The 15,049-nt window shown below is 40.0% G+C and carries 9 protein-coding genes; all 9 read right to left on the reverse strand.

Annotated features, from left to right (window positions below; translation table 11 throughout):
- Positions 1-11: 11 nt before the first annotated feature.
- On the reverse strand, positions 12-2,459 hold the full coding sequence (locus tag AAEU33_RS17200; protein ID WP_345989149.1) for a TIM-barrel domain-containing protein: 2,448 nt from the start codon (positions 2,457-2,459) through the stop codon (positions 12-14).
- Positions 2,460-2,480: 21 nt separating this feature from the next.
- Entirely contained in the window at positions 2,481-4,406 is a 1,926-nt protein-coding gene (locus AAEU33_RS17205) for an alpha/beta hydrolase-fold protein (protein ID WP_345989151.1), read from the reverse strand.
- A gap of 100 nt (positions 4,407-4,506) precedes the next feature.
- A complete protein-coding gene (locus AAEU33_RS17210; RefSeq protein ID WP_345989153.1) occupies positions 4,507-6,111 on the reverse strand; it encodes a glycoside hydrolase 43 family protein in 1,605 nt (534 codons plus the stop codon).
- Positions 6,112-6,198: 87 nt separating this feature from the next.
- Positions 6,199-7,917, reverse strand: a complete 1,719-nt coding sequence (locus AAEU33_RS17215) for a glycoside hydrolase family 43 protein (protein ID WP_345989155.1) — start codon at positions 7,915-7,917, stop codon at positions 6,199-6,201.
- An 11-nt stretch (positions 7,918-7,928) separates the two neighbouring features.
- A complete protein-coding gene (locus AAEU33_RS17220; protein WP_345989157.1) occupies positions 7,929-10,439 on the reverse strand; it encodes a glycoside hydrolase family 95 protein in 2,511 nt (836 codons plus the stop codon).
- Between the two features lie 37 nt (positions 10,440-10,476).
- Entirely contained in the window at positions 10,477-11,751 is a 1,275-nt protein-coding gene (locus AAEU33_RS17225) for an MFS transporter (protein WP_185248352.1), read from the reverse strand.
- Between the two features lie 4 nt (positions 11,752-11,755).
- Positions 11,756-12,388 (reverse strand): bifunctional 4-hydroxy-2-oxoglutarate aldolase/2-dehydro-3-deoxy-phosphogluconate aldolase, encoded by a 633-nt coding sequence (locus AAEU33_RS17230; protein ID WP_345989160.1) that lies wholly within the window; start codon positions 12,386-12,388, stop codon positions 11,756-11,758.
- Entirely contained in the window at positions 12,385-13,383 is a 999-nt protein-coding gene (locus AAEU33_RS17235) for a sugar kinase (protein ID WP_345989162.1), read from the reverse strand. The genes AAEU33_RS17230 and AAEU33_RS17235 overlap by 4 nt, the downstream gene beginning before the upstream one ends.
- A 4-nt stretch (positions 13,384-13,387) precedes the next feature.
- Positions 13,388-14,806 carry a glucuronate isomerase gene (gene uxaC / locus AAEU33_RS17240; RefSeq protein WP_345989164.1) on the reverse strand — a complete coding sequence of 473 codons (1,419 nt, stop codon included), beginning with the start codon at positions 14,804-14,806 and terminating at the stop codon, positions 13,388-13,390.
- Positions 14,807-15,049: the final 243 nt, after the last annotated feature.

Here is a 15,049-nt window from a genome sequence, read left to right on the forward strand (position 1 = left end):
AATAAGGTTTATCATTTAAAATCTAAACTCACTTTTTTTCCGGAATAATTCACCGATTTCTGCTGACCATCAGGAAGAATCAGGTTAAAACTCCTTGTCTCAATCATTCCTTTGTATTTACCTTTCCGGTCACCTATCGTGAGTGTTCTTGATTTTTCGTTCCAGTGAAAAGGTATTTCTGTATAGAATCCTTTTTCGTAATTATAGTTATCGAATTCATCTTCGTATACAATGAAATCGGTATCGCTTCCCGGATAAACTTTTATGGTAAGATGATCCCATTTTTTCTCCGTTGCATATTGTACATCGGGGCCTAACGGAATGATACTTCCTGCTTTTACATACAAAGGAATAGTCTGAAGATTAACAGATTTCTGAATTTCTTTCCCTCCACTGTATTTTTCATTGGTCCAGAAATCAAACCAATCTGTTCCTTCCGGAAGGTAAACTTTCACGCTTTTGTTTTGAGTAAAATCTATATTTGAGACCGAGTTATCCTTATTGCTGTCGGTTTTATTCCAGCCTTCATTTTCATCGGTTTTAACTGTCTTTTCAGGAGTATATTGGGCATTAAGAACCGGCGCCACCAGCAATGACTTTCCAAAAAGATATTCGTTATTCATATCCCACGTTTTTCTGTCTGAAGGAAATTCCATGGAAAGGGCTCTCATAAAGCTTGACCCGTTTTTTGAAACATCATGGGAAATAGAATAGATATACGGTAACATACTGTAACGCAGTCTGATGAATTTTTCTATCGCATCATACACAATGTCTCCTTTATTTCCAAACTGATAAATTTCCCTCGCAACATCGGTTCCATGCGAGCGCATCATTGGTGTAAAGGTTCCATACTGCAACCATCGGACATACAGTTCCTGGAACATTGGATTTTTTGAACCTCCATTTCTTTTGTAAGTACCAGCAAAGAAACCGCCGATGTCAGAGTTGAAATTCGGATTTCCTGTAAGATTGAAATTCAATCCTGCCGGTACCTGTTTGCGCAATGTTTCCCAGGAAGAATTGACATCTCCGGACCAGGTGTTGGCTGCATATCGCTGCTGGCCTGCAAAAGCTGACCTTGTTAAAATAAAAACCCTTTTATCACCGGTAGTTTCACGCTGATGATCGTAAACACCGCCTACTGTCATCAGCGGATAAGCATTTCTTACTTTTCTGAATGAGCCAAGATAGGTTTTAGTATCCAGATCTTCCGCTTTCTGGCTGAGATGATCGGGTTCTGTTGAGTCCATCCACCAGGAATCTACTCCCAGACTGAAAATGCCTTTGTTCAGGTATTTCCAATATATATTTCTGGCTTCAGGATTGTACGCATCATACACACGGACACCGGAAGGATAATTCATATCCGGAGGCCAAACCTCGCGGCCTGATTCAGGCCATGTACTGATATTGAAAAGCATTCCCTTTGAATCCATTTCACGGTATTGCCTGGTCATTGGCCCGAATGACGACCAGATAGAAACCGAAAGATGGGCATTCATATCATGGATCTCCTGTACCATTTTTTTAGCATCCGGAAAGTCGGGACTAATGAAGTCCATGGCATTCCACTGGTAATTATTTCCCCAATATTGCCAATCCTGTATGATTCCGTCCAGAGGAACTTTCAGATCACGGTATTTTTTAACCACCTCTGTCAGCTCATCCTGGCTTTTATAACGTTCTTTACTTTGCCAGTAGCCATATGTCCATAAAGGAAGCATGGGTACGGTACCTGTAAGATCACGCATTCCGGCAATTACTCCATCGGCATTTTTTCCGTAGATAAAATAATAATCTATACCATCTCCCACTTCTGATGAGAAAGAGGTTTTCTGAGGTGTATCCGTAAATTGTGTTGGTGAATAGTTATCCCAAAAAACACCATATCCTTTTACAGACTGGAAAAAAGGCACAAAATCCCAGGTATTATTCTGAATCATTTTTACATCGGTATTCCGCTGGGACATTTTTTCATTTTGCAGAATTCCCAGACCGTAAATAGGTTCGTCCTTTTCAAGCTGAAAATCCTGTCTTACAGAATAACTCTGCGTTCCGGCATCATTGAATGGCTTGAAGTCATTTGCGATTTCTTTCAAAAGCTCCTTTCCGGATGGTAATGTATAAGTGATCACTCCATTTTTAGTATTAATAGAAAGCAGGAGGTCATTTGTTTTTAATGAAATAACATTATTTTTTTCTGAAACTGAGAATTTGATTTTCTGCTCCTGTTTAATGACCGACAAACTATTTTTGACAAATAATCTGCCTGCGGGATATTTAATAATCCTAACCGTATTTTCTCCATAAAATTTCACTTCAACATTCATATGATCAGCAGAAAACTTCAATCCAGATTCTGTTTTCTGATAAGACTGTGCACGGACATTTACCATTCCGCAAAACATGATGACCGTAATGATAGAAGTTTTGGTGTTCATCTTTGTAAAGCTCATTCTATTTCAGATTTGAAAACATTATTTAAAAAGTACCTGGGCAAACTGATGCAGACTATTTCTCCAAACCGGCCATGTGTGGCCTCCAGGATAATCTGTGTATGTATATTTAATTCCTGTTTTATCCAGTTCTTTCAGCATTTTCTGACCGTTTTCATAAGCAATATCATCTTTTCCACCCATTGAAATCCAGAAATTTCTGATACTGGATGAAAAAGCAGATCTATTTTCATTTAAAAATTGGTACTGTTTATCAGCAACATCCTGAAGCATCGGCAACATATATCCTGAGCTGAAAACTCCCAGACCGGAAAACATATCTGAATTCTGAATTCCGGCATACAGCGTATAAATTCCACCCATGGAAAGTCCTGCCAATGCACGGTTTTCTTTACCTTTTTTTATCCTGTAATTAGATTCGGCAAATGGAATGATGGATTCTTTCAGCTCTTTTTCAAACATCTGAAGATTACGCTCTCCAAAGTTCCGGATTCCGCCCTGTCCGATATTGGCGTCCGGCATAATGATGACCATTTTTTTTGCCTTTCCTTCTGCAATCAGATTGTCCAGAATCAGATTGGTCTTCCCCTGATTCGCCCAGCCGCTTTCATCCTCACCTCCGCCATGTAAAATATACAGTGCAGGATAAGATTCAGCAGGATTCTGGTCGTAACCCGGTGGCGTGTAAATAAAAATTCTTCTCCAGGAATTGGTGACTTTGGAATAGAAATTTTTAATACGGATATCTCCATGAGGGACGTCTTTTAACGCATAGAAATCATCTCCTTCGAAAGGAATATCTATTCCACTGGCATACCTTCCCATTCCGTAGAATGTTTCGCTGGATGGATCTGCAACCGCAACCCCATCAATCAGCAGGGAATAAAAATGGAAGCTTCCGCTTTGCGGATCAGTTGTACCTGTCCAGAAGCCATCAGCATCCTTTTTCAGGTCATATTTTTTCCCTAAATCGATCTGAACTTTTTGCGCTTCCGGTGCCTTCACTTTGAACATCACCCTTCCGTCGGGAAGGATCTGAGGATACTGGGCATTTCTGATATTGGTTGCTGCAGGAGTTCCCAAAACGGTAAATCCTTCAAACTTGGTTTTATCAACAGGCTTAAACAACAGCTGTGAAAAGATATATAAATCATTTTTCCAAACCTTAAAATCATGGCCGCCTGGTTCTATATAAAAAATATGGGGGATTTTATTTTTTCTCAGATAATCACTGGTTCTCTTGCTGAAAGGCATCAGCCCGTCTGCATCGCCACAGGAAATAAAAATCAGCTTCAGTTTTAACGCATCCTGTGGATTGGGTAAAAGCTTATTGGGTTCTTTTGTATTGGGTGCAGAAGAAAATGCACCCAGCCAGGCAAACTTATCAATGTTTCCGAAAGCAAAATTCTGTGTCTGTCCGCCTCCCATTGACAGTCCTGCCAAAGCACGGTTTTCACGGTCTTTTTTAACCGGATATTTTTTCTCTACAAACGGAATCAGATCATTCAGTAAATCTTTTTCAAAAGTTGCAAAAGCTTCAACTTTATCCGGAGCCATTATATTTCCCGTCGCCCTGTCATCCTTCATCGCACGGCCATTGGGAAGTACAACAATCATCGGCTGAAGTTTTCCCTGTGCATAAAGATTATCCAGAATAATATTGGGTTTTCCCTGGTTGAACCACTCTTTTTCATCCCCGCCAATTCCGTGAAGAAGATAAAGAACGGGATATTTTTCACTTTTTTTGAATCCCGGCGGTGTATAAATCAAAGCTCTTCTTGTTGTTCCAACGGTTTTCGATTGGTATTGAATCGTGTCAATTTTCCCGTGGGAAACAGCAGCATTTTCCACATCGAAACCCTGCGGCGCCTGCTGATCAAGAGTTTGCGCGGAAACAAATATTCCCGACAAAACAAGTCCTAAAGCCAATATAACTGATTTATTCATGATTTTTATTTGTATTTTTCACACTTATTATTTCAGATAAAAAAATAATAGCGTATATTTTACTTACTGTTTACAACAGACTTTTATCTGCTTCTGATTCTTATTTTCCGGCTTCATTGACTCTGAAAAAATCTACATCTACGAAGCCTCCGGTATTTTTAGTGGCATAATTGAAAACTGCGAATTTTGATCCCATAAAAAATCTACGGTAATCAAAGATCATTTTGTAATCTTTTGCCATTTCCGTCCAGTTCTTCTGATCAGTACTGTAATAAAAGTCTGCAAGATCTTTCCCGAGGTTAAAATCAGCATCGATACGAAGAAAAACTTTATCAGAATTAAGAGGAATCCGTTTTTTTTCTTCTTTTTTAACCCCTGTAATGGCTTTTGTTTTATTATCCAGGCTCACTTCGTTGGTTGAAAAAACAATGAATTTTTCTTCACCTTCCTTTACTACTGACAAAATCCCGGAATCCCCGTTGAAGGCACTGAAACCTGCTACATCTCCATCTTTCATTCCTTTAAGATCCATGGCGACAACTGCTGAAGAAGTCGGACCCTCCATTCTCTGGGTCAAAGTGTTGGGAGCCGCGTACAGATTGTCTACCGCTCTGCTGGTTTTCAGTCTCAGAAAGCCTTTTCTTTCAGATAAAGACCATGCTTCATTCACCGGATTATGATTCCATTGCCACTGGATTTTCATTGTTTTATCAGAGAACTCATCGCTTTCCACCAGATGATTTTTGGGTTTGAACGGCGGAAGCGGAACTTCTCCTTTCAAAGGAACTTTTCCGTTATCCCCCAGTACTGGCCAGTCATTTTCCCATTGTACAGGCAGAAGCAGCGGAACGCGTCCCACTCCGTTTCTGTCCTGGAAAATAAGGGAATACCAGTTTCCGTTTTTATCATCTATCAAAGCGCCCTGACCTGCATAGGAAAATCCTAAAAAATTATCTTCCAGAATTACTTTTTTCTCGTAAGGACCTGTCAATTTATCTGCCCTGTAGACTACCTGACGGCGTTTTCCGTTTCTTGGCCATGATATCATCATCATATAATATTTTCCGTTTCTTTTGATGATCTGATTACCTTCCAGAAGTCCGGTTTCCGAAGCATCTTTCTGAAATACTTCAATTCCATCCGGATTTCCGATCACTTCCTTAAAATCAGGACTCAGTTCAAAAACTTTGTTGGAAGTAAAAACGTATATCCTGTCATCATCAAAAAATAAAGACGCATCATGAAAATGCCGTGTTCTGGTGATGAGTTTCCATTTTCCTTTTTCGGGATGATCAGTCACATAGAAATAGGATTTGAAAGGTTCATCATTCGGAGAAAACAAAACATAATATTCCCCTTTATGGTAGCGAATTGATGAAGCCCATTGGCCCCTGCCGTAAACGGTTCCGTTCAATAAATCATATTTTGAGTTGTCATTTAAAGTGTCAAAAACATACCCGGACATTTCCCAATGTACCAGATCTCTGGAATGCATTACCGGAGCTCCGGGCATCAGATGCATAGTGGTACTGATCAGGTAAAAATCATTTCCGTTTCTGGTAATGGATAAATCCGGTGCATCTGCCCAGATGATGGGATTGGTAAATGCGGTATTCTGTTTTCCGGAAGGATTTACCTGGGCTGAAAGAAGATTCAGCCCGATAAATCCCAATAAAGAAACTATATAAGATTTTTTGATTTTCACGTTTTTGATGTTTTGGTTCGATTTGATTCTTTTCAGTCTTAAAAGGAAACACTTCGACAAGCTCAGTGTGACATTGCTAATACTAACTTAATTCGGTACAATATCATTGGAAGAGGTGCTGTAAAGCCCGATAAGGCTTCCTGTAAAACCTCCCGCTACATCGGTAGAAAGTATATCTCCTGAAACCGGTCCGCCAAGGTTTTTATAGTTCCTGCCATCCAGTGAATAATTAAAGTTATGTTCATCTTTATCGGCAACAACCTGCAGTTTAACCGGTTTGGATAATGAAATCTTTTCGCTGGCAATCAATTTTGACTGTCCTTTTTCTGTTCTTTCCAATACGATGTAGAAATCTTTATCTTTTTTGGTAATTCCAAAAACGTAATTGAATGTTTCGCTTTGGTAGAGGGTAATTCCAGCCAATTCTTTTTCCGATTTTGGTTTATAATCCAAGGTTACGGAAGTTTCGAAGTCTTCGTGCTGTAATCTGTGGAACAAAGATGAGATCGGAGCCAACGCTTTGATGTTCGTTTCCATTGGGCTCACTTTTACACCATTTTTTGTTGCAGTAATGAAGTTTTCACGAGGACCACGCATGGCAATCCAACGGAAATCGAGGTTTTTATCGGTTAGTTTATCGTTGTATGCAAAGTTGCCGTTCGGGAAAAATCCGGCTTGCCCGGTTTGATTCTGAACGCCTTGTGGCATTTTCAATTTTGGTTTCATCGGAACCAGGCCATTTTGAAACACAGGATACGTTCCGCTCCAGTCTACAGGAAGAATAAAAGTTTCACGGCCTTTGTTAACACGGTTGCTGACATTCGGACGAATTGCTAAAAATACGCCATACCATTGTCCGTTCGGACCCTCCACCAAATCTGCGTGACCTGCCCAATCCACTTTTTCTTTTCTGTCTCTCGGGAAATATCTTTGCGTAAGAATTGGATTATTTTTAGCGGGAACAAATGGTCCTTTCGGAGAATCTGCCATAAAAATCACTTCGCTATGGTTGCCTCCCGTTCCGCCTTCTGCACACATCAGGTAATATTTACCGTTCTTTTTGTAAATATGGGGACCTTCAATCCAGATGGGTTTTTGGGAAAGATCTACGCCTCCGTTTACAATAATCTTATCCGAACCCGCAACTACCTGGTCTTTTTCAAGATCATAGTCCCAAATCTTAATAACACGGTGACCGCTGTACTGCTCAGTACCTTGTGGAGGAGCATCGTTGTGAACAATGTAAGCTTTTCCATCATCATCAAAGAAAATAGAAGGATCAATACCGTCAAAGTTTAGCTTTTGGACTTCGCTCCATCCTTTTGCAGGATCTTTGGTTTTTACAACCATATTTCCGATACCGTCTGCAAACTGGGTAGTGATCATATAAAAAGTGTCGTTGTGCTTATTGTATTTGATATCCGGTGCATAAATTCCATGCGAAACCCCCGATTTTTCAACTTTAAGCTGGGAAGGCCTGTCCAAAACGTGTCCCACCTGCTTCCAGTTTACCAGATCTTTAGACGTGAAAATCGGAACACCCGGGAACATTGAAAAAGAAGAGTTTACCAGGTAATAATCGTCACCTTTTTTGGTAATGCTGGGATCAGGATAACAGCCCTGTAAAATCGGGGAATAGAACTCATCCGGCTTAAGAGGGTTGTCATTATATATTTTATCGTTTCCATGGTAGTTGAAGTCGGAAAAAGTCTGTGCAGAGAGGTTACTGATGGAAAGTAGTGCTGCCACTGCAATGACATTGGTTTTATTTCTTAAAAAAACAGGATTCATTAGACTCTTTTTCATATATAGATTTTTTAGTTTTTATTGTAAATAGATTTAGTTTCGGATTGTCCTTCAGAGCTTTTATCACTCCTTCTTAATGTATAGACCTTCCCTGCTTCAGTCGGGAAATCATAGATAAGATCAGTTTTAATTTCAACTGGATTCAATTTTGCTTTGTCAGAAATCACAGGTTTCGGAGTTTCCGGAATTTCAAATAAAGAATTCGGGTTTTTACCTTCTGCTTTTTTCAGTTCTGCATTTCCGGAAAGCTGCATTTCGTTCGGAAGTCTTATTCTGCAGTTTCCTCCTGATCCGGATTTTATGGTAATTTCTTTAGCTTGATTGTTTTCCCAGATAATACTGACTTCGAAACCTCCATATGCTTTCAGCCCTGAAATGCTGCCGTTTTTCCACTCAACCGGAAGTGCAGGAAGAATGTCTATAAAACCATTTTGAGTCTGCAGAAGCATTTCGGTAATCCCGGAAGTACAGCCGAAATTTCCATCAATCTGGAATGGCGGATGTGCATCGAAAAGATTCGGATACGTTCCGCCTTTGCTGCCCCAACCGTCTTTTTCTACCAGTGTTAACTGATCTTTGATTAATTTATTGGCGTGATTTCCATCTAATAATTTAGCCCAAAGATTGACTTTCCAGCCCATTGACCAGCCTGTGGATACATCACCACGGTGAACGAGTACGGTTCTGGAGGCGTCCAACAATTCCGGTGTGGTAAACGGACTGATCTGGTTGGAAGGAAATAATCCGTATAGATGCGAAACATGTCTATGGTTGTCGTTAGGATCGTCCAGGTCTTCCATCCATTCCTGCAATTGTCCGTAACTTCCGATTTTCATCGGTGGTAATTTTGAAATAATAGTGTTCCAGACCTGAATTTTATCTGAATCTATATTGAGAATCTGTGCTGCCTTTTTTGTTTTGGTGAACAAATCGAACATCAATTGATTGTCCATTGTATTTCCCGCCGCCAGAGCACTTCCCTGGTGTCCCTGCGGAATATTTTCGGGGGACATTGACGGGCTTGCCACCAGCCAATGATGCGCAGGCTCTTCAATCAGGAAATCTTCATAAAACTGTGCTGCAGATTTCAGAACAGGATAAATGGTTCGCAGATAGTTTTTGTCTCCGCTGTATAAATATTTTTCCCACAAATGCTGTGAAAGCCAGGCTCCGCCCATGGGCCACATTCCGGCATTGGCAAAATCCACTACCCCTGTTATTCTCCAGATATCGGTATTATGATGTGCTACCCAGCCACGGCTGTTGTACATTGTTTTTGCCGTTTCTCTTCCTGTTTCGCTCAAATCTTTTATCATCCGGATCAATGGTTCATGCATTTCAGGAAGATTGGTCTTTTCAGCCGGCCAGTAATTCATTTCCGTATTAATGTTAATCGTATACTTGCTGTCCCAGGCCGGTTTATTGGAATTGTTCCAGATCCCCTGCAAATTCGCAGGCTGGCCACCCGGCTGAGAGGAAGAAATCAGGAGATAACGCCCGAACTGATAATATAATGAAATAAGCTCCGGGTCATAACCCGTTGCAAAATTTTTAATACGGACATCTGTAGGATTTTTTGCTGCTTCGGAAGTTCCTAAATCCAGATCTACTCTTTTAAAATAGTTCTGATAAGCACTCAGATGGTTTTGAACTAAAGTTTTGAAACTTTTATTTGCTGCTGCTTCAATATACTTTCTGGCTTTTGCAACCTCGTCTGTATTTAAATTTTTGTAGTCTGTAAAATTAGTGGCCATTGCAATAAGAATCGTAACCTCATGAGCATTGCTTACCGAAATTCTGCTCTCTGAGATCTGAGTTTTGCCACCTTTGGTCATGAGTTTTGCCAGTGCACTGAACTTCACCCGCCCCTGAATGCCGTCTAATGTGGAAGAAACCCCATCCATCTGTAAAGTAGTGGCATCAATGGCTTTGACTTCCTTTTTGAGCTCGCTGTTGAATTTTGCTGTAAAGTTCAGTGCATTCCTGTGATCTGAACTTAATTTAATAACGATTACATGATCAGGAATTGAGGCAAAGACTTCTCTTTTAAAATTAATGCCTTCAGAAGTAAATGTGGTGGTTGTAATAGCTTTTTCAATGTCCAGTTCTCTGTAATAATTTCTGATCTCTTTAAGATTATTCAGATCCAGTGTAAAATCACCAATATTCTGGAATGCTGAGCCGTGAACTGTTTTCGCTGTTAATCCCTTATCCGCAAGGATCTGGGCTCTTTTATAGTTTCCGTTGAAAATATAATACCGGATGGAATCCAGAACTTTTGGAGCATCCGGATTATCATTCCGGGAAGGGCCTCCGGACCAGAATGTCCCTTCGTTCAGCTGAAGCTTTTCCTGATAAGGGTCTCCATAGACCATAGCTGCCATGTTTCCGTTTCCTACCGGTAAAGCTTCCACCCATTGTTTTGCGGGCTTGTCATACCACAGCTTATATTTTCCTCCTTTCTGGGCAAAGGAAAATATACTGATCAGAAGACCTATGGTGATGTAAAACCCGGATTTCATTTTTACTTTTTAAACTTCAAACTATATTATTGTTATACTAAACTGTTTTCTTTCTGTTGATCAACGAAATGAGTCCCCAGGCTGCAACATATGAAATTCCTGCGATAAAGAAAATAATATTGTAACCGCCATTGACGTTTCCTGCCTTTTTGAATGTGTCCAAAACGATTCCGATGAACAAAGGAAAAATAATTCCTGCTGCAGAACCGAGCATTCCGCCAAAACCAATGACAGAACTGACATAGCTGTTAGGTAACTGGTCTCCGACCGTGGTCATAAGATTGGCACCCCAACCCTGGTGTGCGGCTGTTGCAAAAGCAATGATAACCGTGATCATCCACATATTATCTACATATTTTGAGAACATGACCGGAACCACCATCAAAGCAAATAATAACATTGTAATACTTCTGGCTCTTCCGATGGCCCAGCCTTTTTTGATCAGAAATGATGAGAGATATCCTCCACCAATACTTCCGATCGTGGTTCCGCTGTAAATAATAATTAACGGAAGAGATGGTTTTGTTAAATCCATTTTGAATACATCCGAGAAATAGGCCGGCAGCCAGAACATGAAGAAATACCAGATAGGATCGGTTAACATTTTACCGATGGCAAATGACCATGTTACTTTATATTTGAGTAATTCCGATAAAGGAATTTTCGTTTTCTCTTCTGTTTTTTCAGCCTGATCACTTTTTATGTACTGCAGTTCTTCCTTGCTGAGATTTTTGGCTTTCTCCGGAACGGCATAGAATTTCCACCAAAGGACAATCCAAACCATACCCAAAGCTCCGATCCATACAAAAGTCTGCCTCCAGCCGTAATGTCCGAGAATGAACGGAACCAATAACGGCGCTAAAATAGCTCCCACCGTTGCTCCTGAGTTAAAAATTCCGGTTGCCAGTGCTCTTTCTTTTTTGGGAAACCATTCAGCCACTGATTTGATGGCAGCAGGAAAGTTCCCTGCCTCACTGATGCCTAAGGTACTTCTCGCAATGATAAACCCGATGGTACTTTTCACAAAACCGTGTCCTATAGAGGCCAAGCTCCATACAATAAGGGAAACCGCATACCCGATTTTGGTTCCCACCCTGTCTATAAACCTTCCCATCGCCATATAACCGATGGCATAAGTCGTGGTAAAGGCCATGACGATATAGCTGTAATCTTTTTCGTCCCAGCTGAATTCCTTTTCCAGTACAGGTTTCAGTAAACCCATTACCTGACGGTCAAGATAATTGATCGTAGTGGCGAGAAAGACAAGGGACAGCATCCACCATCTTATATTGCGGTTTTGAGGAGCCTGCATTGAGTTATTGATTAAGTTGTTGTAATAAATTTTTTGTTTTACGAGTCAGTGCTTCTTCATTAATATCTTTTCCGATGAGAGAGCTTCCCAACCCTGCTGCTATGGCACCTCCATTGAGCCATTCCCTGATATCTTCAGTTTCAGCATGAATTCCTCCGGTGGGCATAAAATTCATTCCCGGAAAAACAGGTTGCACCGATTTGATGTAGTTCTTTCCTAAAGCATCAGCCGGAAATATTTTAACCAGTGTTAACCCATTCTGATGCGCGATATTGATATCGGAAGGGGTAAAGCAGCCCGGAATCAGAAGGATATTTTTTTCGAGAGTATGTTTCACCAATGCCTCATTGATAACCGGTGTAATGATAAAATCTGATTTTACGTTAGCATAATCATCCATTTCCTGTATATTTTTTACCGTCCCGATTCCTAACAGAAGACCAGGAAATTCTGTATGGGAAATTTCTTTCAGCTTAGTGAAATTTTCCAATGCCTGATGGCCGCGGTTGGTATATTCTATCACACGGATTCCTGCTTCGTATAAAGCTTTTATGATATTTTTTGAGACTTCAAACGATTCGTTATAAAACAACGGAACGATTTTCTGGTCTTTTATTTTTTGTACTATTTCATTCATAATGTTTCGATATTAATGCTTTCATCAATGGTATCTCCTTTTACAAAAAGCTTTTTAAAAGCAACTTTTGTAGCATGTTCCAGAACCTGCTGTTCAGGATTTCCTTTTAAAATTCCATGAATCAAAGCGGCCATGAAAGAATCACCGCTTCCTACCCTTTCTTCAATTTTATCTGAATTGTATTTTTCTGAAATCAAAAGCTGTTTACCAGCAAATAAGGTGGCAAAATAATTGACCTTTTCTCCGTTTGTAAAGCGGAAGGTATTGGCTATTTTTTCCACCCCCGGAAATTGCCTTCTGATTTCCAATGCTGTTTTCTCGGCCTGTTTCAGAAGATTTTCATCATCAAATTTTCCGTTAAGCTCATATTCAACCGGAATATCCAGAAACTGCCCAACAGACCAGATATTTCCCATAAGAACATTCACAAATGGCATCAGTTCTTTAATTTTGTGAGGATTCTGGTTTTGCCAAAGCAACGCCCTGTAATTCAGGTCGAGAGAAACCGTAATATTTCTTGTTCTGGCTTCCTTCATGATCTGTAAACATTTGCGGAATGCATTGTCGCTCAAAGCCGGTGTGATGGTACTTATATGCAGCCATTTTACCTCTGAAAATATCTCATCATCACTGAAAGTTTCAAAATCCGATTGGGTAAAAACAGACGGAAAACGATCGTACACCACTGAGGCATTCTGCATATCTCCATCAGAAGAAAGATAAAATGTTCCTATTCTTCCCTGAGTTTTTTCTGCAAGGACTTCTATTCCTTTACTGTTAAGCTGAGATTCCAGCTGGTTTGCTACAAAATTCTCCGGTAATGCTGATAACAGTTTGACAGAATTCTTCCATTGGGAAAGTGCTGCTGCTACATTGTATTCTGCTCCGCCTATATACATCTTAAGAGACTGCTCATTCAGCCAGTTTCCTTCGGAATCCGGGGCAAAGTGGAGAAGCAGTTCCCCGAAACATAATATTTTCGATGAATCCTGCATGCTTTTATATTTCAAAATAATTTTTTGTATTGTGATAACAGATATCCTGGATGATCTTTCCTACCCATTTTTCGTCATCGGGAAGAAGACCTCTTTCCATTTCACTTCCGAACATATTGCATAAAAGCCTCCTGAAATAATCGTGTCTTGAGAATGATAAAAGGCTTCGGGAATCGGTCAGCATGCCGACAAAAGTGCTGATAAGACCGATATTGGAAAGCGTATTCATCTGCTTGGTCATCCCGTCAAGCTGATCGAGAAACCACCAGGCTGCTCCAAACTGTACTTTGGATTTGATGCCTCCTTCATTGAAATTTCCGGCAAGAGTAGCCAGAACTTCATTAAATGCCGGATTCAGATTGTATATAATGGTTTTGGCCAGTTTTCCTTCTGAATTCAATGCATCAAGCAAAACGCTCAATCGCTGTGCGTAATATGGTTCTCCAATGGCATCATATCCTGCATTGGCACCCATTTTCCTGAACATTTCTGAATTGTTGTTTCGGGTTGCCCCTACATGAAACTGCTGTACCCACCCTTTTTCTGCATACATTTTGCAAAGTTCTTTCAGCAAATAGCCGCATAATGCATCCGGATTGGAAAATGTCGAAATATTTCCTTTCAGAAATTCTGAAAATTCTTTTTCAAGGTTTTGATTCCACTTTGTGGTATCCTGGAAATATTCAAAGCCGTGATCAGCTACTTTTGCTCCTGCTTCCACAAAATAATTGATTCTGGACTGAAGTGCATTCAACAGATCAGAGACTGATGCGATGGAAAAACCACAGACTTTTTCAAGCTTTTTAATTCCTGAAAGATATTGTTCAGGATTGATCATATTGATATAGGTATCAGGACGGAAAGCCGGAAGAACAGCTGTTTTAAACCCACTGTTTTTTAATGCTTTATGATGAACCAGATCATCAGCAGGATCATCTGTAGTACATAAGGCTTCTACTTTAAAATTTTCAATAATGGATTGTGGCAAAAAACCAGGTGTCTGCAAACTTTCATTCATCTGATGATACACTGCATCTGCATTATTGGATGATAAATATTCGCTGATTCCAAAAGGATTTTTAAGTTCCAGATGGGTCCAGTGAAATAACGGATTACGAAGGGTATAAGGTACTACCTCTGCCCATTTCCTGAATTTTTCCTGATCTGAAGCATTTCCGGAAATAAACTGTTCATCAGTACCAAAGTTTCTCATGGCTCTCCATTTGTAATGGTCACCATCCAGCCATATAGCGGTTGGAGAACGGAAATTCTGATTGGCAGAAATCACATCCGGTTCCAGATGATTGTGATAATCGATCACCGGCATATCTTTGGCATATCCGAAATACAGATTTTCTGCCTTTGCCGATTCAAGCAAAAACAATTCTCCGAAAACGTCTTTATTTTTAATGGAATTACTCATGATTTATTTTTACAACCCTGAATTTTAATTAACTTGTTTAAACTCTGCAAAACCACAAAAGTCACAAAAGCCTTATTTTAAAACACTTTAGCTCACTTAAGAAAGTTTAAAATAATTCTGCAGAAAAGTTCACATAAGATGAAAATCAAAGATTTTCACAACACTTAGGTGTCTACTTTTTAAAAACAGGACCTTGAATGAAACCATTAAGGTCCTGTTTACTGTATATGAAAAAATTAGTTT

This window comes from Chryseobacterium sp. Chry.R1, from assembly GCF_039645525.1.
Classification (GTDB): domain Bacteria; phylum Bacteroidota; class Bacteroidia; order Flavobacteriales; family Weeksellaceae; genus Chryseobacterium; species Chryseobacterium proteolyticum.